This window comes from Chryseobacterium sp. 'Rf worker isolate 10' (assembly GCF_050753305.1).
GTDB lineage: Bacteria > Bacteroidota > Bacteroidia > Flavobacteriales > Weeksellaceae > Chryseobacterium.
Genome location: NZ_JBOZOF010000001.1, coordinates 2,016,884 through 2,042,764, shown reverse-complemented (window position 1 = coordinate 2,042,764; position 25,881 = coordinate 2,016,884). Strand labels below are relative to the sequence as shown.

At 34.9% G+C, this 25,881-nt stretch carries 22 protein-coding genes; 16 read left to right on the top strand and 6 right to left on the bottom strand.

The features are described from left to right. Window positions 1-34: 34 nt before the first annotated feature. Window positions 35-955, top strand: a complete 921-nt coding sequence (locus tag LKL37_RS09275; protein ID WP_431610270.1) for a helix-turn-helix domain-containing protein — start codon at window positions 35-37, stop codon at window positions 953-955. Here LKL37_RS09275 and LKL37_RS09270 read toward each other — a convergent pair. The 5 genes from LKL37_RS09270 to LKL37_RS09250 form a co-directional block, all read right to left on the bottom strand. Next, a complete protein-coding gene (locus LKL37_RS09270) occupies window positions 952-1,632 on the bottom strand; it encodes a hypothetical protein (RefSeq protein WP_431610269.1) in 681 nt (226 codons plus the stop codon). The two genes, LKL37_RS09275 and LKL37_RS09270, sit on opposite strands and share 4 nt — an antisense overlap. 548 nt (window positions 1,633-2,180) lie before the next feature. Next, the gene (locus tag LKL37_RS09265) at window positions 2,181-2,651 is read right to left on the bottom strand and encodes a hypothetical protein (protein ID WP_431610268.1); all 471 of its coding nucleotides are present in this window, start codon (window positions 2,649-2,651) and stop codon (window positions 2,181-2,183) included. 292 nt (window positions 2,652-2,943) lie between these two features. Continuing rightward, complete coding sequence (locus tag LKL37_RS09260; RefSeq protein WP_431610267.1) at window positions 2,944-5,364, bottom strand: DEAD/DEAH box helicase; 2,421 nt, start codon at window positions 5,362-5,364, stop codon at window positions 2,944-2,946. Further along, window positions 5,331-6,242, bottom strand: a complete 912-nt coding sequence (locus tag LKL37_RS09255; protein ID WP_431610266.1) for a Hachiman antiphage defense system protein HamA — start codon at window positions 6,240-6,242, stop codon at window positions 5,331-5,333. Before LKL37_RS09255 ends, LKL37_RS09260 begins: the two co-directional genes overlap by 34 nt. A gap of 174 nt (window positions 6,243-6,416) precedes the next feature. Further along, on the bottom strand, window positions 6,417-6,698 hold the full coding sequence (locus tag LKL37_RS09250) for a helix-turn-helix domain-containing protein (protein ID WP_105700717.1): 282 nt from the start codon (window positions 6,696-6,698) through the stop codon (window positions 6,417-6,419). Between the two features lie 94 nt (window positions 6,699-6,792). On the opposite strand from LKL37_RS09250, the gene LKL37_RS09245 reads away from it, so the two are divergent. The 15 genes from LKL37_RS09245 to LKL37_RS09175 all read left to right on the top strand — a co-directional run bounded on the left by LKL37_RS09245 (window position 6,793) and on the right by LKL37_RS09175 (window position 23,214). Beyond that, entirely contained in the window at window positions 6,793-7,314 is a 522-nt protein-coding gene (locus LKL37_RS09245) for a hypothetical protein (RefSeq protein ID WP_431610265.1), read from the top strand. A 399-nt stretch (window positions 7,315-7,713) separates the two neighbouring features. Further along, window positions 7,714-8,853: a helix-turn-helix domain-containing protein gene (locus tag LKL37_RS09240; protein ID WP_431610264.1), complete on the top strand. Its 1,140-nt coding sequence runs from the start codon at window positions 7,714-7,716 to the stop codon at window positions 8,851-8,853. Between the two features lie 156 nt (window positions 8,854-9,009). Then, window positions 9,010-10,068, top strand: a complete 1,059-nt coding sequence (locus LKL37_RS09235) for a serine hydrolase domain-containing protein (protein ID WP_431610263.1) — start codon at window positions 9,010-9,012, stop codon at window positions 10,066-10,068. Between the two features lie 42 nt (window positions 10,069-10,110). Beyond that, window positions 10,111-11,580, top strand: coding sequence for a serine hydrolase domain-containing protein (locus LKL37_RS09230; protein WP_431610262.1), 1,470 nt, complete (start codon window positions 10,111-10,113; stop codon window positions 11,578-11,580). A 12-nt stretch (window positions 11,581-11,592) separates the two neighbouring features. Further along, on the top strand, window positions 11,593-12,603 hold the full coding sequence (locus tag LKL37_RS09225) for a S41 family peptidase (protein WP_431610261.1): 1,011 nt from the start codon (window positions 11,593-11,595) through the stop codon (window positions 12,601-12,603). Between the two features lie 117 nt (window positions 12,604-12,720). Further along, window positions 12,721-13,986, top strand: a complete 1,266-nt coding sequence (locus LKL37_RS09220; protein ID WP_431610260.1) for a TolC family protein — start codon at window positions 12,721-12,723, stop codon at window positions 13,984-13,986. A 3-nt stretch (window positions 13,987-13,989) separates the two neighbouring features. Beyond that, window positions 13,990-14,916 (top strand): efflux RND transporter periplasmic adaptor subunit, encoded by a 927-nt coding sequence (locus LKL37_RS09215; RefSeq protein ID WP_431610259.1) that lies wholly within the window; start codon window positions 13,990-13,992, stop codon window positions 14,914-14,916. Window positions 14,917-14,920: 4 nt separating this feature from the next. Then, window positions 14,921-17,956, top strand: coding sequence for an efflux RND transporter permease subunit (locus tag LKL37_RS09210; protein WP_431610258.1), 3,036 nt, complete (start codon window positions 14,921-14,923; stop codon window positions 17,954-17,956). Window positions 17,957-18,112: 156 nt separating this feature from the next. Continuing rightward, window positions 18,113-18,784 (top strand): phosphatase PAP2 family protein, encoded by a 672-nt coding sequence (locus LKL37_RS09205; protein ID WP_431610257.1) that lies wholly within the window; start codon window positions 18,113-18,115, stop codon window positions 18,782-18,784. A gap of 9 nt (window positions 18,785-18,793) precedes the next feature. After that, a complete protein-coding gene (locus tag LKL37_RS09200; RefSeq protein WP_431610256.1) occupies window positions 18,794-19,468 on the top strand; it encodes a response regulator transcription factor in 675 nt (224 codons plus the stop codon). 1 nt (window position 19,469) lies between these two features. Then, window positions 19,470-20,729: a sensor histidine kinase gene (locus LKL37_RS09195; RefSeq protein ID WP_431610255.1), complete on the top strand. Its 1,260-nt coding sequence runs from the start codon at window positions 19,470-19,472 to the stop codon at window positions 20,727-20,729. Between the two features lie 81 nt (window positions 20,730-20,810). Beyond that, window positions 20,811-21,245, top strand: a complete 435-nt coding sequence (locus LKL37_RS09190; RefSeq protein ID WP_431610254.1) for a PepSY-like domain-containing protein — start codon at window positions 20,811-20,813, stop codon at window positions 21,243-21,245. 144 nt (window positions 21,246-21,389) lie between these two features. After that, a complete protein-coding gene (locus LKL37_RS09185) occupies window positions 21,390-21,980 on the top strand; it encodes an HD domain-containing protein (RefSeq protein ID WP_431610253.1) in 591 nt (196 codons plus the stop codon). Window positions 21,981-21,993: 13 nt separating this feature from the next. Then, a complete protein-coding gene (locus LKL37_RS09180; protein WP_431610252.1) occupies window positions 21,994-22,788 on the top strand; it encodes a phosphatase PAP2 family protein in 795 nt (264 codons plus the stop codon). A 9-nt stretch (window positions 22,789-22,797) separates the two neighbouring features. Continuing rightward, window positions 22,798-23,214: an EamA family transporter gene (locus tag LKL37_RS09175; RefSeq protein ID WP_431610251.1), complete on the top strand. Its 417-nt coding sequence runs from the start codon at window positions 22,798-22,800 to the stop codon at window positions 23,212-23,214. Window positions 23,215-23,335: 121 nt separating this feature from the next. On the opposite strand, the gene LKL37_RS09170 is transcribed toward LKL37_RS09175, so the two are convergent. Continuing rightward, window positions 23,336-25,735, bottom strand: a complete 2,400-nt coding sequence (locus LKL37_RS09170; RefSeq protein ID WP_431610250.1) for a hypothetical protein — start codon at window positions 25,733-25,735, stop codon at window positions 23,336-23,338. Window positions 25,736-25,881 lie beyond the last annotated feature (146 nt).

Genomic DNA, 25,881 nt, shown 5'->3' with positions numbered 1-25,881 from the left:
ATAGCCGGTTTTTCGTACCTTTAAAATACTATTTATGAAAAAGACAGATCAAACTCCATTAAAATTTGGATCCCTATTTGAAGCGAGTCAGTTTTTTGGACTACCCAAACCCAAACATCCTCTCATCAGCTTAATGAACGGGGCTCACAATCTGGTGCTGACCGATAAATTGTCTCAAAGACATGTTTTGAGCTTCTATAAGATCTCTTATAAACCCAAATTAGAGGGTAAAATAGAATACGGACAGGGCTATTACGATTTTAATGAGGGCGGATTACTATTTGCAGCACCCGGCCAGGTAATAGGAGGGAATGGAAACAGTGATACAGTCTGTTCACAATATTCTCTGCTCATTCATCCTGATTTCTTTTTGGGATATCCAATCATGAGGAAGATCAGGCAGTATGGCTTTTTCTCCTATTCCACAAAGGAAACACTGCACCTTTCTGAAGAAGAGAAAAATACGGTACTTTCTATTTTCAATTTTATTGAATCTGAGCTCAACAGCCGTATTGATGATTTCAGCCATGATGTGATGATTTCTCAGATAGAACTGCTTCTTAACTATGCCAATCGTTTTTACAAACGGCAGTTTATTACCCGTAAAGCAACAAGCAGCACCCTTTTACAGAAATTTGAAGATTTGCTGGATGCTTATTTTAAAGATGAAATATCTCTTAACAAAGGAATCCCCACGGTGAGTTATTTTGCAGAAAACCTTCATCTTTCGCCAAGCTATTTGAGTGATATGCTGCGTTCTTTAACTGGGCAGAGTACCCAGCAGCATATTCATGATAAACTGATCAGTGAGGCTAAAGAAATGCTTTCCACTACAAACCTATCTGTGAGTGAAGTAGCGTATGCCCTGGGATTTGAGCATTCCCAGTCTTTCAGCAATTTATTTAAAACAAAAACTAAACTTTCTCCTTTAGAATTCAGGAAATCTTTCAATTAATAATATTCAAATATTCTTTCTGTTTTCTGTTGGATTGTTCCCTGATCATCAACTAATTCTTCATAAACAGGATTGGCATGAAGGTCAAGTTTCATATTTTTATAAATAAGCTTAGACTTTTTGTCGCTCGTGAGATCTTCAAGAAGCGTTTCACTTTTTACTCCATTGGTATAGGTATAAAGAATGATATTCTTAACGGGAGTTTCGAAGAAATTTCCGGTTTCTTCTGTTTTGATAAGGCGGTTATTTTTGTCAAAATAAAACAGCTTGCTGAGTGATATACTGTGAACGGAATTATGGGAAACTCTTTTGTACAGAGAATCAGAAATTTTTTCAAAACTGCCCGTCGTTTCTATCTTCTTATTTCCGGGGTTAATGGCTTCGAAATGGCGTTTGGCTTTGTCTTTTGAATTGTAGCTGATAATTTTATTGAGAGATCTTTCATTAGAAGATCCGGTTCCGACAGCGTTATAATATTCTATTTTTGTCAGAAAACCATCTCTGTCATAATAAGAAATATTTTTACTGATATTTTCCGGTGAAAAGGTGATGATCTCTGTAATTGTTTTGGGATTCCCGGAATAGTTAGAAAACTGAAGGTCATTCATAACAGATTTTCCCTGACCATTTATAAGGGCGCATAATAGAATAAACAGATAGCTAAGTTTTGTTTTCATAGGGTAAGTGTTGCGGTTCTATAATTTCGCTCCTCTCAAATATAGGCAACTCTTCCCGATATAGACAATTCCATTAATGTTTTGTCAGTTCTTTTATGATTTCAAACACCCAGCTGCGTAAAGTTTACTGGCTTAGAAACCATCAATTAACAAATTCTTTGAAGAGTCCCCAGAGTCTGAGATTTTGAAGTTCCGGTAATGGGTATAAATAAGTATGTTTTATCACTGTACCCCGTTCGTAACCCCCTCGAGGGGCTATCATAAGGGTCTCGAGCCCGTTGGATAAGGGTCTCTACCCGGTTATATAACCCTCTCTACCCCCTTGCATAACCCCCTTTACCCCCTTACCCAAGGGGGTAGAGACCCTTGGGTAAGGGGGGTGAGACCGTTGCTTAAGGGGGTAGAGACCGTCCGGAAGACCCTGGAGGGGGTTATAGAAGTACCCAGAGACCCTTCGGAAGGGGCTGCAGGCTATTTTATTAAGTTTTTTAGTCCCTGAAATAGGCTTCCGAAGTCAGGAGACTTTGGAGAGCCGGAAAGTTTAAAAACTAGCGGACAAGAAGATAGATTCCAACACCAATGGCAGTATAGGCTGTCACCGTAAGAATATCTGCAATGGGTTGTGAAAAGCGTTTTTCTGCAATTTTTTCGCTGTTGATCTGGTTCTTATGGAACTTCAGACTTGTTTTAGCATTGCGAACAGGATGGGCTACCAGGCTGTCGCTTTCCCATCGGTCAACGATTACTTTATAACTCTTACCATTGACTTCAATTTTAACATTCTTACCCGGGGCAAGCTTCTCCTGAACATTCACCGGAACAGGTGCCTGTACTGCGTTCAGATTTTGAGGTGCCGCTCCTGTACTGTTCATTTGCGGGGAAGCAGTATTGGCAAGAGCTGTATTGTTTTTAGGATCTTGCTTGTTGTTGGCTGCCGGATCCACAGGCTTTTTTACCTGATAGGTATAGCAGCTGGTAAGGGAAAATAAGACAATGATGAGATAAAAATTCTTTCGCATGAATCAAATTTAAGAATTAAACGGAATATTTAGAAGTTTCTTTTGAAAGATGATGTTTTTTTTGAAATTTCTGGGGAAATGTTCTGGCTTGGGGTGATGGAAAATGATTTCTTTAAAAATGTTCCGAAGTTTGGAGACTTTGGAGAGAGGTGATGTCAGTTGATATCCTTGTCAAGGTTTTAAACCTTGACAAGGATATTTATATTGTTGTTTTAGAATGTTTGATTTATAATAATAAACCACACGAAAGGATTCGTGCGGTAGCGGAGAACTCTAAACAGTAGATAAAAACCTATTGTTCTATAATATTTTTTACTTTTTCAAAAACTTTTTTTTCATAATTATCAAAACTATTACTTATGCTTTTTGCTTGTTCAGTAGTTTTTGCATCGTAGAACGCCACTATTTTATTTGGAACTCCGTAATCGCTTGCTATTTTTGCTTTTTCCGAGAAAGCATTGTATTCAAGTTTTGTTAAAAGAATATCGATACCTGAAGCGTCTTCGAATTTCTTTCCTTCTGTTTTAGAAATGTAAAATTTATACATCAAGTTAAAAACTCCGAGATATTTAACCAATTGATATTTAAAAGTATTATATATTAATTCTGCAGTTTCTCTCATTGAATAATCTACACAGTCTGAAATCTCATCTTCATTTAATTCAAGATTGATAGTTTTATTCTTTTTTAAATCTTTTTGTTTATTCTTTTTAGATTGTTCTTTTTCTCTCAATTTCCTATTTAGTATGTAGTCATAGTTTGCAGAAAAACCATAAGAAATATAATTATTTAAGGATGCAAGCAAAATAGAATATTCATCTGTATCTGCTTGGTTGTATTTGAACTTGTTCTCAATCAGGGCTCTCAATTTATCATTTTCGATTTGTGGAAGTATAATATTGAGGACAATTTGAAATCCATCTTTATCCAACCTCATATTTGTAGAATTCAAACTACTAATAAGCTTTTTAATCATGGATAACTGCTGTTTTGATAGACGTATTATCTCAAGGTAAATTAGTAATTTTTGTCTTTTACTAATAACTTTGAATTGGTTGATAATATGATCGGGGATTTCTAAACGTTTTTGTTCATTTTTTAATATTTCAATTTGTTGTTTAATTCTATCATCGAGATATTCAGGTTTGGTCATTTCATACTCAACTTCATTTTTTAATGTATTGCTATCGTAATTTTTATGCTCTATAGGTTTACCTTCTTTTTCAATAACTTCAAGAAATTCTTTGTCTAATGTAATGACACGACCAGTATAATGTTCCATAAATCTTCCTGCTCTGCCAGCAATATTTTTGGCATCAAACTTTAGTAAAGGTTTTATATATTTTCCACCACCTTTACTACTTTTATAAACTATCATATTCTTTGCTGTTGTATTTACTCCTTCAGTTATAGTAGTGGTAGCAGAAAGTACATTTAAATTATTGTCTGTTTGGTTAAATAAATCAATTATTTCTTTTTGTATATATTTGGGGACAACACCATGATGGACACCTATTCCTTTTTTTAAAGCTTTTATAACGATCCATCTCTCATCAAATGTTTCTTTGAGATGGTTGATGAAATCAGAAAATTTTTCTGTTACAATTTCCGTCCTATTATATTCACGTGCTACACTTTCAGCAATAGATTTTGTATTACAATAAATTATTGCATTTTCACTATTAGAAAGAATACTGTCTAATAATTCTTGGATTTTTGCTTTTTTGGTTGATTTTCCTTTCAGGTTTACTGTAAGTGAATCAAATGAAGTTTTTTCATTTTCAACGGCAGAATATTTATTAACTTTTACAATTTCGTATTCATTTAAAAGTATTTTTTTTATGCTAAAATCGTTTAAGAATAAATCAAAAGATGGATTGTAGTCTTCATTAGTATCTTTAAAAACATCAATATATGGACCTGCAATAAATAGGTCAACCTCAGTGTTTTTGCTCAAACCAAAGAATAAAGACATTCTGTAAGCTATATCACGTTCATTTTCTTTACTTTCTTCATCAATAATATAACTATTATCTATTTTATAAACTTCATCAACAAAAATAAAATCAATATCCATTTTCTCGCTTTTGTCCAGAAAAGATAAATATCTTTCTGGAGTGAAAATCAATATATTATTTTCTTCTAAATCAATATCAGAATCACTTAGTGTATGAATTTTATAGCTATTGATAAGTTTATTCTTTTCTTCTTTAAGCTTAGATAAATTCTCTGAAAGTAAAGCAATACTAGGGAAAATTAGAATTATATTTCTATAATTCATCTTGTTAATAATTTCATATACCAAATGTGTTTTGCCAAAAGAAGTTGAAGCAGATAAGAAGAAACGATTTAATCTACCGTGTTGAAATTTATCCAAAACTTCTTTTTGGTATAGATGAAGTTTAGAATCCTCATTCGTATAAAGTGTTGATTCAAAAATTAGCGAAGAAATTACATCAATTTTAATATTTTCCTCATTTTTAAGTAGAATCTTATCTTCATTAAATTTAGCTAAAATGTCATAATAGTGGGGGACACCAGCTTTCGACGATAGATGGATCAAAAAACGAAAATCTGCATCATCTAATTCTTTATCTTTTATGAAATCAAAATAATCACAGACTTTTTCTAAGAATAAATGCCTTTCTAATTGTCTGTTTTGAAACTGATTTAATGCGATTACGGTATCAAGGGTTCTTTGCTGTCTATCCATTCAATAATCTGTTTTTTACATTCTCTAACATTTGTAATTGGTAAAAAAATAAAAAATATAGAATAATCTATACCTATATCTTTAAATTTCAAATCTATATATTCAGAATTAATATGATTTATTATTTCTTCTACAGATTTGTCATAACCAGAACTATTTTGGTTATAAGTGATTAAAATGGGATATACCAACTTAATACTATTAGCATTAAGTTCATCAACCATATTTGTTATTAATGATTTTTCCCATTTATCCAAAATTTCGTAAATCTTAGTGTTTTTGTCAACAATATTTCCTTTGCTTTGCAAAATAGTTACAAAATTTGTTTCTATTAAATAGTCATTTGATATAGCTTTTGATATATTATTAAAAACACTATCGACTGCCGCTTTTCCATCTTGATAGAATTTTGTTTCACCAAACCATAATTCTAAACTTTCTCCGGTTTGAATTAAATGGAAACAATCATAACCTGTCACTTCTGATTTTTTTTGAATATCATAAAAATATCCACGACAAACTAATGTTTCATTTTTATAAAATATTTTTAAAAGAGAATATAATAAAGCCTCACCGTAGAAACCAAGTTTCAATTTTGCTGTTTCATCAGCTGCTTCATTAAACTTAAATTTCCTTTTAAAAGCATTTTCGAACATTCCTTGATGATTACCACCATCTAGCTGAAATTGGTCATATGAATAATATAAAACGCTTTCATACACGATTCGAGATAATTTTTGTAAATCATCAGCCTTATAACAGTCATCATTCAATCTTTCATGTGTGATGCAAGATTTTTGATAATTTAATGTTTGGTTAGGCAGGTTATATTCTAGAACAAGAGCTTCACTAATTAAATTGAGTAGACTTTCTTTCATTTAAGTTTTCAATTGGTTGATATAATCAGATCATATATTCAAATATACAGACAGTTCTTTTGTATCAATTACGGCTTTCCGTAAACAACAAAAATAAAAATCACTTTAAAATTTTCAATCAGTATTTTTACTGAATTTCTAAGATTTCGCCACAAAAAAAAATCCCAACTTTCGTCAGGATTTATTTGATAGTTTAATGTATTTTTTCATGTCAAAATCAAAGAGCTCTTGTATTGTAACATTAAGCTCTTTGCTTATTATTAGTAAGGTATCATATCGTGGATTAGTATTTCCTCTTTCCAATTCTCCTATTGTCTTTTTTGCATGTCCGGTTCTTAACCCCAGTTCTTCTTGTGAGATAGGCTTATTGGTCTCTGGGTTTATGACTTTCTTTCTTAATTCAGAAATTCTATAACCAAGGGCTTTTTTACAGTTATTAAGTTCGATATCATTCATTAACTGTAAAATTCTAAGATTAGAGTTAAAATTTAGGATACTTATATGTATCCTTTTTGTTTTTTTTATTACATTTATAAAAAAATACAAACACATGAAAAAAAGCAGAACACACGTTGAGACCCGTTTTTGGGCAGTTGATAAGAAGCGTTCCGGATTACAGCTGATGGAGACCTTCTTCCAGTTCAATGATCTGGCAGCCTCTAAAGAGATGTTAAACAACATTATGAATTATGCCATAAAGAGAAATAGCTGGATTGATGAAGATCCGTCCGTGATCTATCAGTTTCATCAGGCGGTGCGGTCTTTTGTGCGTGCCGGTTATCTCATTCATCTGAAGGAAAAGAAACGGATTGCCTGTGCTCATTTAGAAAATCCTTCTCCATGGATTCTTGGCTTGCTTTCGGAGAAAGAATACCAAAATCCTCTGTTGGTTTTTAAAAAAGCATTTAAAGAATACAGTGTCAGGGAGTTTGATTATTTTATGTCCGGTATTGTCTATTTCTCAATGGGAATGTATGATAATCTGCCGGAAAGAAATATCGTCAATCCCTACATCCACCTGACCAAAATGTTGGATGCCGCCCATCTGATTCTTGAAAGGAGAGGGAAGTAGAAGCTGGGAGTAGGAGGCTGGAAGATGGAAGTTATTATGAGTCGTGGTGATGGGTGTTTGGGGTAAAACTTCTGATTTCACCGCTGTCATTCTGAAAGAAACGAAGTGTATTGAAGAAACTCAAAATATGAATGAGATTCTTCCTTCGTCAGAAATCGAAGATTAGGCGGAGTCAATGACATTGCTGTGTGTTACTTTGCGTTTCAGAAAGATAAAGGCGTCATAACTTCCTTCTTCCAGCTCCCAGCCTCCAGCTTCAACAATGCGATTGAGAAAAAACTCAGTCAGTATCAATCTAATTTTTATATTTGCACATCTTGGGGGATAACCAAAATATGGGAACCCACTCCAATAAAAAAGACTAAAAATAAAATAACCAAAAACAAAGAAGAATCAGGAATGGATAAGAGTAATTTATTAATTATTGTGGCTTCGGTTTCCATATTCATTTCAGTGCTTCTTGCTATTTTCCTTGTTACCGTAAAGACAAAACATAAAGTAAGCAATAGGTTGTTTGCTGTTTTTCTGATCATCAATGCTATCGATATTAGCGAACCATTGTTTAATATGATGGTTGATGGGCCCTCTAACCTTGGAATGCTTAGAAATACATTTGCTTACCTGCAAATTCCGGTTTTTTACCTCTATATCTTATCCGTTTGCTATTCCGATTTCAAACTTAAGCCTCAATATCTCCTGCATGCGCTTCCGTTTTTAATTGCTAATCTGGCTTTAGTGCCTCGTTTTTATGGGGTAGATACAGCTGCAAAAATCAGCTTTATTCAAAATCGCCAAAGCATGATAGAATTGCAGTTTAATCATATCCTGATTCATGTTCAGATGATTGCGTATTTCGTTGCTGTTTTCAGGGTGTTAAGAAAATCAAAGACACTCTATCTTGAAAACTATGCCGGGAAAAGTATCAGTTCTTACCATTGGCTTTTTCAGTTTACCGTTGTATTGTCTGTGGTGTATGCCATTGCTCTTTTGAAAAATATTTTTAAGTTTTCAGATTATCCCTACATTTCTGAGTGGATGAAGGTTGGGCTTTTATTACTGTCGCTCTTTATTATTTGCTGGTATCTTTTCAAAGCATTAAATAATCCGGAGCTGTTCAGAAACGTTGATTCAAAATTAAAACTGGTGTCTGAGATTATTTCAGAAGAGAAAAACAGTGATGAATTAGTGTCCAGTAACAAGGAATATAATGAAGAGCTTTTGAGGTTAAAAAATTATATGATTGAGAAAAAACCTTTTCTTAATTCCTCACTTACCATTCAGGATGTTTCCAGTGAAATACAAATTCCTGTCCGGGATTTATCTCTTTTGATCAACCACCAATTAGGCCAGCATTTTTATGATTTTATAAATACTTATCGGATAGAAAATGCGATGAATATCTTAAAAGATGCTACAAAAAGCAAGGTGACGATCCTTGAAATTCTATATGAAGTGGGTTTTAATTCAAAATCTTCCTTTAATACTGCCTTTAAAAAACATACCGGGAATACGCCAACTTATTACCGTAAGAATTTGTAATACAGTTGTTTGTAATTACTCGTACTCTTTTTTTGAAAGATTCGAACCTATTTTTTTAAGCAAATGTGAACGATTACTTTTATTCGGTCGCATAGCTTCGGCGTCTTCCACATCTTTGTATCGAAATAAATTTTTAACATTTAAAAAAACGATACAATGAAAACTTCATTCTCACTTTTAGCAGTACTTTTATTCATCAGCAGCTTTTCTTTTGGGCAAAAATTTTCCACCAAGATTGATTCTATCATACAGGATAATTATAAAAAAAATCCTAACGTAGGGATCAGTGTTGGCTTCATCAGTAACAACGAAGAATATTATACTTCATATGGTAATCTGAATGCGGAAAGCCAGACTAAAATTGACAAAAGTTCTCTATTTGAAATTGCATCAATCACCAAAATTTTAACTTCAAATTTAATTGCTCAGGCAGTTATTGATCATAAAATAAAACTGGATGATTATATAGACAGCTACCTTCCGAAGGAATATGTATTGAACCAGAATCTTAAAAACAAAATCAGAGTTTCAGATCTTGCATCCCATCAATCTGGTTTACCTGACATCGATTTTGCAAAATTGATTGAGCAGAATCCACAGCAGCCAGTAAGCGGTGTTACTCAAAATACATTGAGCTCAATTATCAATAACTGCAGTGAGCTGAAAGATTATGGTAAATACCGATATTCTACCATTGGCTATACTTTGCTGGGACAGATTCTGGAAAAAATATATGGTAAGAGCTATGATGTCATTATCAGAGAACAACTTATTCAGCCGTTGAAAATGACAACTACATTCACTAAAGATTTTAATGTGAAAAACAGAACAACGGCTCACAATCCGGAAGGAGGAATTCAGGAATTCTTCAATTGGAATATTACAGCACCTGCGGGATTAGTGAAATCTAATGCGGTTGATATGGTTAAGTTTCTAAAAGCTGTATTAAATAATAAAACCAGAATAGGGCAGGCTGCCATCATTGAGGAAAAAATCTTTTATAAAGATGAAAAAAGAGAAATGGGGTTAGGTTTAGGGATCTCGACGGATGATAAAAATACAATCTATTATAAATCAGGAGACTCTATGGGTCAGTCTTCCATTATATGTTACAACAGAGCAAAAAAATGGGGGTTCATTATCCTTCTTGATCAGAGAAACTCAAAAATGAGACAGGATCTGATGAACAAAATTTATGAAACCGTTCTGAAATAAATATCATCAAATATTAGAGTTTAAATATAAAAAAATCACGCCATGAAAAGTTTTATATACCTACTGATTCTTACTGTAATAATGACGGGTTGCAAAGCAGGTCATACAGCAATATCTCAGAAAAAAGATTATAGCTTTCTTACAGATAGTTTACATGTTGAAAAACAACTAGAAAAGTATAAACTTCCGGGATTTAGTCTTGTTGTTTTTGAAAATTATAAGATTGTCTACTCAAATCAGGTTGGAGTAAAATCTATGAATTCTAAAGAAAAACTGGATGTAAACACCGCTTTTTCTACAGCTTCTATTACAAAACCCATAACAGCGCTTCTTTGCCATATCCTTGAAGAAAAAGGGCTGATTAATTTGAATGATCCTATTGATAAGTATTTAAAACGCTGGCATCTGCCAAAAAGCAAGTTTACTGAAAATAACAGCCCAACCTGGAAACAGTTTTTTAACCATACTTCAGGGACAAGTCAAGGTGGATTTTCAGATTACTATGTAGGAGATCAAATTCCTACTATCAAAGAAAGTCTTTTAGGACAGATCCCGGGATACGGTAAGGAAATTGAATTTCTGTTCACACCAGGAACTGATTTTGCATATAGCGGAGGCGGTTATGTGATTGTCCAAATGGCATTAGAAGATACTTTGAATAAATCTATTGCAGAACTTGCTCAGGAATATATCTTTTCACCTCTAGGTATGAAGAATACCACCATGATACAGCCTAATGAAAAAGGATTTCCAACCAATGTTGCTTCCGTTCACGATAAAGATGCACAAGTTATTAAAACAGGCTTGCCTATCACCCCGCAGGTTGCAGCATCAGGAGTATGGTCTACGCCTACAGATCTGGCTAAGCTTTCTATTGAGATACAAAATGCTTTGCGCAATAAAAATAACAAAGTGATTTCTCATCAGGTTGCCAAAAAAGTAGCAGAAGTAACGGCTTTGAAAAATGCTGTTGGCGGATGGGGTAATGGGTGGCAGAGATCTGTAGCGTATAACAACTATGACTGGCTGATGTGCAGCGGCTCCAATACCGGAGTTGGAGGAAGTATTTTTGCCAGTATGAAAGATGGGAATGGCTTTGTCGTTCTTGCGAATGGTGAAAAGCCTAACCGTATTCCGGTGATAAACCAGACAAGGGTAAAGATTCTGGAATTAATGAATTGGAACAATAAACTGTCTGATAAAAAGACACATGAGATTCCTGCAAGCGTAAAAAATCAACTCATCGGTACATACAACGACTTTTTGTATGGACAGGGAGCGGACACAAAAATTGTAGAAAGAAACAATCGTCTTTATGTTGAAAATCAGTTTTTAGAATATTTTAAAGGAAAAAATGACAATGAATTGGTATATCTGGAAAATGGACTTTTTACCATTGTAGATTACCCGAATCTATTAAAATTTGATTTCATCAATGGAAAGCTAAGCACGGTCATCTTAACAAGAGATGCCCTGCAAACAAAGGTTGATATCACCAATAAAAATAAATAAATACCAATTTCCATGAAAAAAATAGTAATCGGAATTTTCGTTTTTCACTCCCTGCTATCGTATGCACAGAAGGATGAAAAAACGATCGTTCTTTCTGACATTACAGAAAAAGTAAAGCGTTATTATATCGATAAAGAAGCTTATAAAAAAGTAGATTCTTCATTTCAAAGCGACCTTAAAAAAGGAGTATTTAATAAGCTGAATAAAAATAATTTTGCAGCGCTTCTTGGCAAGAAACTGAGATCGGATATAAAAGACTACCATTTTTCTTTCAGATATCTGGAAAACTATAGCCCTGAAAAGGTAGTTGATGAGAAAGAAAAGGAGAAGCTGCATGATTTTCACAACAGTCTTGAGAATTTTGGTTTTGAAAGTGTTCAGCGATTGGAGGGCAATATAGGATACATTAATTATAAAGGCTTTGCTTCATCAAATTCCAGCGCGGCTACATTGGCTGCTGCCATGAATTTTGTTGCCAATACGAACGCCTTGATCATTGATCTCAGAGAAAATCAAGGGGGAGATAATGAAATGCTTCTGTTGTTCTGCAGTTATTTTTTTGATAAAAAAACAGACCTTTATACCACCTATTTCAGGCATGAAGACAAGACGGTTATGAACAGTACGCAACCCGATGTTTTGGGGGCAAAGTATCTCTATAAAAAAATCTATATCCTTACCAGTAAAAGTACTTTTTCTGCAGCAGAAGCGCTTGCTTATTTTTTGCAGCAAAATAAACTGGCTGAAGTAATAGGTGAGAAAACACCTGGAGCAGCCAATCCGGTAGATCATTTTGTTATTCAGAATCAATATCTGTTACTTGTCCCGACAGGAAAAGTAAGTTCTGTGATAGATCATAAAAACTGGGAACATATTGGAGTGATTCCTGATCAAAAAGTAAAAGCCCAGGATGCTTTAAAAACTGCCCAAATTACCATTTTAAAAAATATTTTAGCCACAGAAACGAAAACAGAACTAAGTCCATCCGAAATAAAAAAACTTATTCATAAGCTGGAGGGATAAATGAATACGCTGCTACCGTATGAAAACGGAATAAAAGATTGATATTATGGTCAATCTTTTTTTTATTCAGAATGTCTACAGAATCATGTATAATCTTTACTGAATAAATAACAGATCATGAATGTTTTAAGAACATATCTTATTCGCGGTTTTTTGTTTTCGGCTGTATTTTTTTGTGGCAGTAAAATCAGTGCACAATCAAAAAATACACTGTCTTATTTTCTGGAAAAAGCAAAAGCAAATAGCCCTGTTCTGAATGATTATAATAATCAGGTTATCTCCAACCGAATTGATAGTTTAAAATTAAAGGCATCTTATGGTTTCATCGTGACTGGAGAAGGGAATGCAGGATATTCTCCCAATATTAAAGGATGGGGATATGATAATGCCCTTACCAATGGACAATCGCTTTTTGCCGGTGTGCGTGTAGCCAAAGAATTCATCAGCCGAAATAATCTGAATACCCGTCTCGAAGGCCTCCATGCAAGTATTGCACAGGTTCTGGCTCAGAAAAATATAAGTATTCAAACACTTAACAAACAAATTACAGATCAGTATATTGCCACGTATGCCAGCCAGCAACGGTATAACTTAAGCGAAGAAATTATTCATTTGCTCAATCAGGAGGATATTGTTTTGAAAAAACTGACACAGGCTGCTGTTTTTAAACAAACAGATTATCTGACTTTTAAAGTTACTCTTCAGCAAAATGAACTGACTCTAGAACAACAAAAAGCAGATTGGCAGAACAATTATTCTTTGCTGAAATATCTGTCCGGAATTGTAGATGACACCTTCGAATTCCTTGAAAAGCCAACATTTACTGAAACATTGAATCCCGTATCATTTGATAAAAGTATCTATAATGAAGCTTTTCAGGCAGATAGTTTAAAATTATCAAATGACGCCAAAATTATCGAATACAATTATAAACCAAAGATAACGGCCTTTTCAGATAGTGGTTATCAGTCTTCATTTGCCACAACTCCTTATAAAAATTTCGGAATGAGTGCCGGCATTGGTGTTACGATTCCGATTTATGATGGGCATCAGAAAAAAATGCTGTTGCAGCAAAATCAATTATTACTGGAAACCCGTAAGAAATATCTTGAACAAACCCAGCGACAATACCAGCAGCAGATTCTCCAGATCAATAATCAGTTTGGGCAATACAATAAAATGATCAATACTGCCAATCAGCAGATTACGTATGCTAAAACTCTTGTAGAAGCTAATGCAAAACAGCTTCCGACAGGAGATGTGAAAATGGTGGATTTTATTTTGTCCATTAATAATTTACTCAGCCTTAAAGGAAATATTATCCAGTATAATACAACATTATTCAATCTGAAAAATCAGTTGCAATACCTAATCATTCAATAAATTATGAAAAAAATAATCACCCTCATTATAACCTCTCTTTTTGTTTTCAGTTGCCATAAAACAGCTGACAATGCTCCGGCAGATACTTCTGCAACAGATGCAAAACCAAAAACACTGGTTACGATAGCTTATCCTTCCGATACGGCTCAGCTTAATAACGAAATCACACTGAATGCAACGGCAACTTATCTTTTAAAGTCTGATGTAAAAGCCAACAGCAATGGATATATTACGAAAATGACCATTAAACTGGCAGATCGTGTAAGTAAAGGCTCCGTGCTTTTCGGATTGCAGACCAAAGAAGCAAGAGCTCTTGGAAATACCATCAATAAGCTGGATCAGTCATTCCGTTTCAATGGAGCAACAACGGTAATAAGCCCTGCGACAGGTTATGTAGCGATGCTAAATCATCAGATCGGAGATTATGTGCAGGATGGGGAAATTTTAGCAACAATCACTGATGCAGGTAGTTTTGGTTTTGTGGTGGATGTGCCTTATGAATACCTTCAGATTATCAAAAATAAAGGCTCTTTACCCATCACTTTGCCTGACAATACCACTTTACAGGGGAAAATCACAAAAATAATGCCTTCAGTGGATGCGGTTTCTCAGACCGTAAAGGTGCTGCTTCAGGTCTCTGATCATACTATTCCTGAAAACCTGATCGGGACAGTCCGTTTTTCTAAAACTTCCGCCTCTGGATTATCCGTTCCTAAAATGGCTGTTGTAAGTGATGAAACACAGTCTTCTTTTTGGGTAATGAAATTAATTAATGATACCACAGCTGTAAAAACAGAGATTACAAAAGGAATTGAAACCGACAGGTATATTCAGATAAAATCAGGGAATGTAACAACGAAAGACAGAGTCATTGTTTCAGGGAATTTTGGATTGACCGATACTGCAGCTGTGAAAATACAAAAACCTTAATCTGATGAAAAAGTCATTTTTTGTAACCTATAAAAATCCTTTGCTGGTATTGATTTTCCTGATTCTGGCAAGTGGAATTTATTCTTACACCAAAATTCATTCTGCGCTATTTCCGCAAATCACTTTTCCGAAAATAAAAATAATTGCTGACGCAGGACAGCAGCCTGTGAACCAAATGAAAGTAGGGGTTACTAAAGTTTTGGAAGATGCTGTGAAAAAAGTCCCGGATTTACAGGTGTTGAAAAGTACAACCAGCAGAGGAAGTTGTGAAATTTCTGCTTTTATGGATTGGAATGTGAATGTAGACCTTTCAAAACAACAGATAGAAAGCAGCATCAATGAGGTAAGAAATCAATTGCCTCCGGATGTCAATATTTCCGTTGAAAAAATGAACCCTTCGATCCTTCCGGTGATGGGTTATTCTTTAAATTCCAGTTCAAAAGACCCGATAGAACTGAAACAATTGGCGCTTTATACGATCAAACCTTTCCTTTCGCAGGTTCCGGGAGTGAGTGAAGTAAGAATCATCGGCGGGCAGGATAAAGAGTTTCGTGTGGTAATGAATCAGCCCATGATGGCGAGATTGGGAATTACACCGGCTTCTGTTCAGCAGGCTATTAATAATACCAATTTTATTAAGTCTAACGGATATTCCTCAGATTTTCGATATTTATATTTAACCCTTACTGATGCCCAGATTCGTAATGAAGGTCAACTGAAAAATCTTGTGGTGAGCAACAACGGAAACCGGATCGTTTTGCTGAGTGATATTGCTCAGATCAATATTCACAATGCCAAACAATATATAAAAGTAAATGCCAACGGGAAAGAAAGTATTCTTATTGCCATTATTCAGCAGCCGAATGCCAATGTGGTAGATCTCACCCAGGCGATGGAATCTAAAATTGCTGAACTTCAAAAAACACTTCCGAAAGATTTAATTTTAAAACCTTATTACGTTCAGGCAGATTTTGTGAATGATTCCATTAAAAGTGTTACTGATGCTTTATGGATTGGGCTTGTTTTAGCCATTGTGGTTGCGGTTATTTTTCTTCGTTCATGGAAGGCGAGTATGGTTATTCTCATTACCATTCCTGTTACGTTGAGTCTTACAATACTTGTTTTGTATACGATGGGACAGACTTTCAATATTATGACTTTGGGAGCCATTGCTGCAGCCATAGGATTAATCATTGATGATGCAATTGTGGTTGTTGAACAAATACACAGAACTCATGAGGAACATCCCGAGGAATCTTCAAAAACCTTAGTACAAAAAGCGATTAATTATCTTTTGAAAGCCATGGTAGGATCATCGTTAAGTACGATTGTGATTTTTTTACCATTTATGCTGATGAGCGGTGTGGCAGGTGCCTATTTTAAAGTAATGACAGATACAATGATTATTACATTAATCTGTTCCTTTTTTGTAACCTGGATATTATTACCTATTGTTTATTTACTGCTATCTTCAGGAGAGAAGAAAGAAAAGAATCTTCAGCATCACGATGTAAAAGAAAGAAAATGGGTAGGTTTTTTTATCAGAAAACCGTTATACAGCTATGTTTTTATTGCCATACTGATTGTTTTGACAGCGATTGTTCTTCCTAATATCAGTACCGGATTTCTTCCTGATATGGATGAAGGAAGTATCGTTTTAGACTACAATTCGCCTCCGGGAACTTCACTGGAAGAAACAGACAGAGAGCTGAAAGAAGTTGAAAAAATAATCACATCCACTCCTGAAGTGCAGGCCTACAGCCGAAGAACAGGAACCCAAATGGGATTCTTCATTACGGAGCCCAACAGAGGTGATTATTTAATTCAGCTAAAAAAGAACCGGAGCAAGACTACAAATGAAGTTACAGACGAAATTCGGGCAAAAATTGATGCTTCAGGTTTGCCATTGACCGTTGATTTTGGCCAGGTGATTACAGATATGCTGGGAGATCTGATGAGCAGTGTACAGCCTATTGAAATTAAAGTTTTTGGAACAGATCAGAAAGTGATTGAAGCGTATTCAAAAAAAATAGCGGCCATTACTGAAAAAGTAAGCGGTACGGCTGATGTATTTGATGGAATTGTAATCGCAGGACCGTCAATAGTGGTTACTCCAAAACTTCCTGTTTTAGCTCAGTACAATATTTCCTTACCTGATTTTCAGAATCAGTTGCAGGCCAATTTGGATGGGAATGTGGCAGGAAATATTTTTGATAATATTCAGTACACGCCGATACGGCTGTTATACAATGAAAAAAGCAACCAGTCTTTGAGTGATATCAACAACAGCATGATTGCTTTGCCCAACGGAATGCTGAAGCCATTGAGTGAATTTGCAACCGTGAATGTTACAAAAGGTTCTGCAGAAGTCAACAGAGAAGATCTGCAGACTTTAGGCATTGTAACAGCAAGACTGGATAACGGAAATCTGGGAGGAACAATTCAGGAAATTCAAAAGCAAATCAGTCAGAAAGTAAAACTGCCAAGCGGGTATTCTGTGGTTTATGGAGGTGCTTATGCAGAGCAGCAGCAATCTTTTAAGGAACTGCTTATTATTTTGGTGGTTTCCAGCTTGCTGGTTTTTTCTGTGATGCTGTTTCTGTTTAGAAATGTTTTGCTGGCCTTAATTATTTTATTGATTTCTGTTCTTGGACTTTCAGGTGGTATTTTACTGCTTTATTTTACCAATACACCTCTCAATGTCGGAAGTTATACAGGATTGATTATGATGGTAGGAATCATCGGTGAAAATGCCATTTTTACTTATTTACAGTTTCATGAAAGTCTGGCTTCGAAAACCAAGGAGGAAGCTGTAATCTATGCGATTAGCACAAGACTCCGTCCTAAATTAATGACAGCTTTGGGAGCAATCATAGCATTGATGCCTTTAGCACTGGGAATTGGGACAGGAGCACAAATGCATCAGCCTCTGGCCATTGCAGTTATCGGTGGATTTATTGTTGCACTGCCGCTTTTACTCGTTGTATTGCCTACTTTATTAAACAAAATTCAATATAGACAAGAAGAAATAAACAATTAATAAATTATTAAAATTAAAACCATTTATCATTGTAAGTGTATTTCTATGCCTTTCACTCAGTGTTTCTGTCAACAATTTACGGTATGTAAGCTACGGGAGCAGAATTCAAAATTTATTCAAAATCAGGTTTTTACTTTGTAGTCATAAATTTTTATTATGAAGCTTATATCTTTTCAATATAGAAGGCTGCAGCCCTATGCATATGGCATTTTTTCAGTATTAGTGCTGACATTTCTGCTTTTAGGTTTTTATGTAACTGCAGAACCTCCGCAGTATTTGGATATCCATATTTCAAAGGAAATACAGGAGAATCAGAGTGCCGGGCTTAATGATTTTATGATATGGGTCAGCTGGCTGGGAAGAACATCTGTGTCGGTGGGGGTAGTTGTTGTCCTGTCATTGGCTTTATTTTTATTGAAATATAAAAGAGAGTCAGTTTTGCTTCTATCAACACTGGTTTCAGGATTAATAGGTTTGTTTTTCAAAGTTTTGATTAACAGGCCGCGTCCTTCCAGAGAGCTGGTGACATTATTGGAGGATACAAAATATCAGAGTTTTCCCAGCGGTCATGTTTTGTTTTATACCGTTTTCTTTGGTTCACTGATTCTTATGATTTTAAATACAAAAAAAATCGTAAAAAGGTCCAAGATAATTCTTAGCTTCACTTGTCTTGCTGTAATATTCACTGGCGCTGTGTCAAGAGTTTATTTGGGAGCACATTGGTTTACGGATGTTTTGGGCGGCTTTGTTTTAGGATGTATTTTGTTGTGTATTACCGGATATTTTTATATCGGGAATTCAGAGAATGTGATTAATCAATTAAATTAAACAAAAATTATGAAAATACTTATCATAGAGGATGAACCGGCCTTAAGCAAAAGCATGGTCAGCTATCTGAATTCGGAAAGTTATCTCTGCGAAGTTGCCAATGATTTTAAAAGCGCTATTGAAAAAGCAGATTCCTATGATTATGACTGCATACTTCTCGATATTTCTCTTCCGGACGGAAACGGTTTAAACGTGTTGAAATTTTTAAAAGAAAATAATAAAACAGAAGGAGTAATCATTATTTCTGCTAAAAATTCTATTGAAGATAAAATTGAAGGTTTAAAACTTGGAGCAGACGATTATATTCCTAAACCCTTTCATTTATCAGAGCTCAGTGCGCGCATTGCAGCGGTTATCCGCAGAAGAAAATTTAATGGAGATAATATCTTGGTCCTGAACGAAATCACAATTGATATCTTGGCAAAAACAGTTTCTATCCATAATCATATTGCGGATTTAACAAGAACTGAATATGATCTGCTGCTTTATTTTGCGGTGAACAAAAACAGAGTCCTTTCTAAGGCTGCCATTGCAGAACATCTATCCGGTGAGGATATTTATCTGTATGAAAATTATGATTTTATATATGCTCACATCAAAAATCTTAAGAAGAAACTTTCTAAAATTGGATGTGAAGACTATTTAAAATCTGTGTACGGAATGGGATATAAATTTGAAATTTAATATGAAACTGATTCATTATTTATCAAAGAGGTACATCATTTATTCGGCATGTATTTCCATTATTGCAATTCCCTTGTTTTATCTTTCCTTACAGTATTTATTGTTGGGAGGGCTGGATGAAGGCATGAGACAGCAGAAAAAATGGATCGAAACCCAGTTGAATACTGTGCCAGCAAAGAATTTCGTTTCTTTTGAAAATGAGATAACCGTTACGCCCTCTAAGCAATCGTTGAAAAGTGATGTGTTCTCCAGCGAACCTATTTTTGTAAAGTCCGATAATGAGATTGTAATGCATCGTGTGATGCTCTCAAACGTTGTGATAAAAGGAAAGAATTATACCATCAGGATCCAGAAATCAATGATTGAAGATGAAGATCTTCTTACCAACCTATTACTACTTCAGTCTGGTTTTATTTTAATTTTAATTATCGGATTGGGACTTATTAATGTTTCTATATCAAAAAAAATATGGCTTCCTTTTAATAATATTGTCAAAAAAATGAAAGGGTATCGCGTTGATACTTCCGGTAAGCTTGATTTTATGCCTACTAAGATTGTTGAGTTTAAAGATCTGGAAAACTCTATTACCGAATTGATAAATCGCAATAATAAATTATACAAATCCCAAAAAGAGTTCACAGAAAATGCTTCCCATGAGCTGCAGACTCCGATTGCCATTTTTTCAAGTAAGCTGGAGCTGCTGATGCAGACTTCTCCCATTTCAGAAGAGCAGGCAGATTATATCAATGAAATATCCCTTGCAGGAAAGAGAATGCAGAGAATCAATAAAACCCTGCTGTTATTGACGAAAATTGAGAATAATCAATTTCCCAATATTGAAAAGATTGTGGTAAAAGATGCATTAAACGATCTTATCCAGCAATATCATGATACTTTACAAATGAGGGAAATTCATCTGGAAACAGAATTTCGGGATCATGTTGAGGTTGTTGCGAATCCTATTCTGATTGATATTTTATTGGGCAATCTTTTGTCAAATGCAATCAAGTACACAGAAGATAAAAAGCACATACAGGTAGAGCTTTCTAAAACATTTTTAAGGATTAGTAATGATGCGCAGGAGGGAGTGTCCGGGCTCAGAGAATCAGATTTGTTTCAGCGGTTTAAAAAACAGTCCAATCATAGCCACAGTCTTGGACTGGGATTAGAGATATGTAATAAGATTGTCAGCCTTTATCATTTTAAAATCACTTATAGCTTTGAAAACAGTAAACATTATTTTACAGTTTTTTTTGAATAATTTTCATTTTCCACTTAAAATTCAGCATGTCTACAGAATTGGGTTACAAATTTACATTGTTAATTAAAAATCATATTTAAAATGAAAAAAATAATTTTAGCAATGGCGTTGGCTGGCCTAAGTACGTTTGCATATTCTCAGGAAAAGAAAGACAAAAAAGAAGGAGCAGAGGTGCCTGCAGTGGTAGAAAAAGCATTTCAGAAAGCTTATCCTGGCACAAAAGCAAAATGGGAAAAAGAAGATGAGAAATACGAGGCAGGGTTTAAATATAAAGGCCAGGAGATGAGTGTTTTGTATAATTCTCAAGGAATTTTGGAAGAAAAGGAAACGGAAATAAGCGCTAAACTGCTTCCTGCAGGGGTTACATCCTATATCGCCAAAAATAAATTAGGCAAAATTAAAGAGGCTGCTAAAATCGTAAAGGCAGACGGAACAATATTATATGAAGCCGAAGTAGATGGTGGTGATGCATTGTTCAATACTAAAGGTGAATTTGTAAAACTTCAGAAGGATTAAATACCTAAGTGGATTGATGATGAGACGGAAGTCACTTTTTAGAAGTGGCTTCTTTTCCTGTTTCAGGAGATGATTGATTTTATGGACCAAAAATTCCAAATTTCTTCAGAATTACCTCTCAACTTTGTCTTATGTAATTTATTTATGAACAATGTATTGCAAGCTGTAAGAGATTATATGGTATTATTTCTTACGAAAAATCTTTCCGATCAGTTGACTTTTCACAATGTAGGACATACCTATGAAGTGGTTTCTGCGGTGCGTGAGATTGCTCAGGAATGCCTGCTTTCTGAAGAGGATATTTGTGTATTGCAGGTTTCTGCATGGTTCCATGATTCCGGATATGCCTATTCTTATAAAGGACATGAAGAGGAAAGTAAGAAAATTGCCAAAAAATTTTTAGAAAATTACGGTTGTAATAAAGATTTTATCGGAAAAGTTTTACAATGCATTGATTCCACCAAATATCCCCAGAATCCGGTTTCGGAAATCGGGAAAATAATCTGTGATGCAGATATGTTTCATTTGACAAGAACTAATTATACTAAGTATGAAAAAGCTTTAAGACTGGAGTTCGAAAAATATCTCGGGCTTACTTTTACCGATGAAGAATGGCAAATGGAGAATAATAATTTTTTCATAAAACATCAATATTTTACAAAATACGGACAGAATATCCTTGCAAAATTTAAAGAGGTCAATTTTCTGTTAATGAATTCTTCCAACAAATTTTAATACCCGAAAATAAATGTTAAATTCTTGTCAGAATGCAGTACTCAGCATTTTCATTCTAATATCAGTTTGCGGAAAGCTCTCCGCACAGAATAATGATTCAATCCAGATTCAGGAAATAAAAAAAGACAGTACAGCTGTTTTAAGTACTGAAAAAAATACATTGAGTTATAAGAAACTAATCATTCCTGCTGCACTTATAGGATATGGAGTAGCAAGTTTAAGTGTAAAAGGCTTAAAACAGTTGAATTTTTCTACAAGAGATGAAATTAATGAACATCAACCCGACCATATAAAACTTGATAATTATTCCCAGTTTGCCCCTGCTGTCTTGGTGTACGGATTGAATGCAGCCGGAGTTCAGGGGAAGCATAATTTCCGGGACAGAAGTATTATTTATGCAACTTCAATGCTTATCACCTCAGCGTTTGTGGTTCCTTTAAAACATATTGCTAAGGAAGAAAGACCGGATTTTTCAAACAATCTTTCATTTCCGTCGGGTCATACAGCCATTGCCTTTGCGTCTGCACAATTTATGTTCAGAGAATATAAGGATACAAATTTTCTGTTAGGAATTTCAGGATATTCTTTGGCTGTTTTCACAGGAGTTTACAGAATGCTGAATGATAAACACTGGTTTGGTGATGTGGTTGGAGGAGCCGGCTTTGGTATTCTTTCAACAGAACTGGCATATTGGCTTTTTCCTAAAATCAATAATTTGCTGAGTGGAAAAAATAAAAGCTCTTCTGCTATGGTAATGCCTTATTACCAAAATAAAATGGTTGGGATAGGATTGGTTAAAAATTTTTAATAATTGAATATGTGGTTCTATTATGCTTTACTGTCGGCACTATTTGCAGCGTTTACTGCCATTTTTGCTAAAATAGGAGTGTCCAATATCAGCTCCAATCTTGCGACCGGAATCCGGACAATTATCATTTTGGTTCTGGTGTGGAGTATAGTTTTCATAAAAGGAGAAGCAAAAGAAATTGGTTCTTTATCAAAAATCAATATTATATTTCTGGTTCTTTCAGGTGTTGGCACAGGATTGTCGTGGCTGTTTTATTTTAAAGCTTTGCAAATTGGAAAAGTTTCACAGGTAGCAGCAGTAGATAAACTGAGTGTAGCAATTGCCATCATTTTTGCAATGGTGTTTTTTAAAGAAACCCTGACTTTGAAAACGGCAATTGGAGCCATATTAATCATCAGCGGAACCATATTATTGGCCTTAAAATAAACTGTATGTAAAAAGCCTCAATTCAGCTTTGAAAAACTTTTTAAAAGATTATCAGTGTTGAATTAAACATATCAAAAAGCCTTTCAGTTTTTCTGAAAGGCTTTTTGATACAAGAAAAATTTTATTTCATAACTTGCTGATCATAAAGAAGATTGTCGTCTTCATCAAAGCTTATGATCAGTACTTTAAATTGTTTTGCACTGTCGTTATTAAAGAATTTGATTCTTGGCGGAACATAATCGCTGTCGAATAAATTAGGATTCCAGTACAGGGTTTCGCGGGTATCAGTTTCAATTTTCGCCGGAGAATCATCGTCTATCATTTCAATAGGAAATTCCGAAGGTCTGTCATATCCTTTGATGATAGCTGAGTTGTTCTTTTGCACATCCTTTTCATTGCTTTTAGACTTCATATTGCCTCTCATGGTGTAGATGGCGACGGCATCACCTATTAATCCTGATCCTTTAATGATTTTTACCATCGCAATATTACCTACAGGAAGGCTGGCAATCATAGTGGGATCAGTCTGTACCTCATCTAAATACAACTTAGCCTGCTGGCCGCGGATGTAAGGTACATTTACCCCGGAATTATTTCTTTGAAACGTTAAGCCGGCAGCTCTTCCCTGCAGCCAGTCCAGAATATTGGTTGATCCTAGAGCATGCTGATCTTCGTTAACAAAGTCGAATACTGTAGAATTGACAGAACTGAACATTCCTGTGGACAGTTGTTTGTCTAATTCTTCTTTCGGGTCTTTCTTTTTTCCTACCAATGCTACTTCCTGAATTTGGATATCAGCACTCTCTTTCTTTTTTATATTTTTCTGAGTATTGATGGCTCTCGCAATGGTGGGAGGAAGAGTTTTGTTTTCACCGGATTTTACTAAAGTATATTTTGTACCTGGGAAATTTCCTTTAAATTCTGTAGGAAGTATCAATGGCTCTACTGTGACGAACAGATTATCGGTATTCGCTTCTTTGTCTTTTTCTGCATTCACAAATAATGAAACATCTACAGGTTCATCGTTGTTAAGATTGTTTAAATAAACATATCCGTTTTGATCTGTTTTAAACTGATTAATGGCCGGATCACCTTTACCTACTCTTAATACTAAATTTACAGTAGTGTTCACTAGCAGAGCATTGTTTTTAATAGGTTTTACTCTGTAAGAAAGAAACTGTTGGGAAACAGTTTTAATAGTAGGTACAGCTCCACTTAGGACAGAATTCCAGTCGAATCTTTTCCATGTTTCAGAAATAAGAAGGGCATCTAAAGCTTCGGTATTGGCCGTTTTAGAAAAATACTGTGCCGGGCTGTCTATTTTTGAAGTAAAATCTCCCGTTAGCCAAAGTCCGCTCAGAATATTTTCCTCTTCCGGACTCTGGTTGCCGTTATCTTCACTTACCAAAACCGTATAATTTTTAAAGTAAGATTCCGGAGAAAGATCAATACTGTTAAAAGCTCTTGGAGTTGGTTTTAAACTTTGGCCTACTATTTCTGCTTTCTCAATCTTTAAATTACCAGGTCTTATAAAACAAAGTCTCTGCGCAACAAGATTATCCTGATCATCAAAAATGGCCAGCTGCAAAACAGCATTAGCACCATTGCTTACTTTTGTAGGAATAAGACTGGATGCTTCATTGGTCAAATGGTTGATATTGGCTCTGTAGGCAAGATGGTTATTGATAAGTCCGACAATTTTATAACCCTGAAGCTGTTGTTTCAGATTAACGCCTTTCAAAGTATATTTAACCCCTTCTTTAGAGCTGGAAATATCTACATTCAGGCCGCTATCTGCAACCTGTGGCAGATCTATGGTCTGGCTTTTTCCGGTATTATCCTGAATGACAGCCTGGTATTTCTTTCCGGATGCCGGAGTTATTTTAAACGAAGAAACATTTTTATCAAAAGACTTAAACGTAGCCAGAGGAGTTTTTGGGTTTTGGACATCGATTACTTTTCCGGACCAGTTTTCCGGGAGAGAAGTATTGCCGGATAATCTTACAGCAAATTTTGTAGGCATTCCGTTAATGAAAGTTCCGCCTTCAGGAAAGGCTTTTGCAGACCAGTCAGAACTTTTGGAAATCACTAATGATTCTTTGGAGTTCGGGTTGTAAACCGGCAACGTTTTGACGATTTGAAAATCTTCATTAAAGTTGGTCATATAAGGAGTATAAGCCCTTACAAAATAAACCTGCTCAGGAAGGTCTTCTTTCAGTTGAAAATCTCCGCTGCCCTCACCGTTGGTAAGAAGTACTGTTTTCCAGTCTATTAATTTTTTATCAGAATTGTAAAGTTCAACAAATAGAGTAGTAGACAATGCAGAACGGTTGTAGCCGTCAAATACAAAACTTTTAAACCAGATCTTATCACCCGCTGCATATTGTGATTTATCGGTAAGTAAATATACTTTTTCCTGTTCGTAATGGTCCTCAAGATTGGTAAGTGCTTTTTCCAGTTTGCTTTGTGCCAGTACAGGTTGTACAATAGAAAGGAGCAATACACAGAACATATTTTTCATAAAAATCTTAGCGCATTTTAATTCTGTGCTAATGTAATGATTTAAAAACTTCGAAAATTGATATTTATTCAATTTCAAGAGTATTTATTTCAGATTTTGAAGAGTTGGTTTTTAATGGCAGGTTTGATGATCATTTTTTTCAGGAA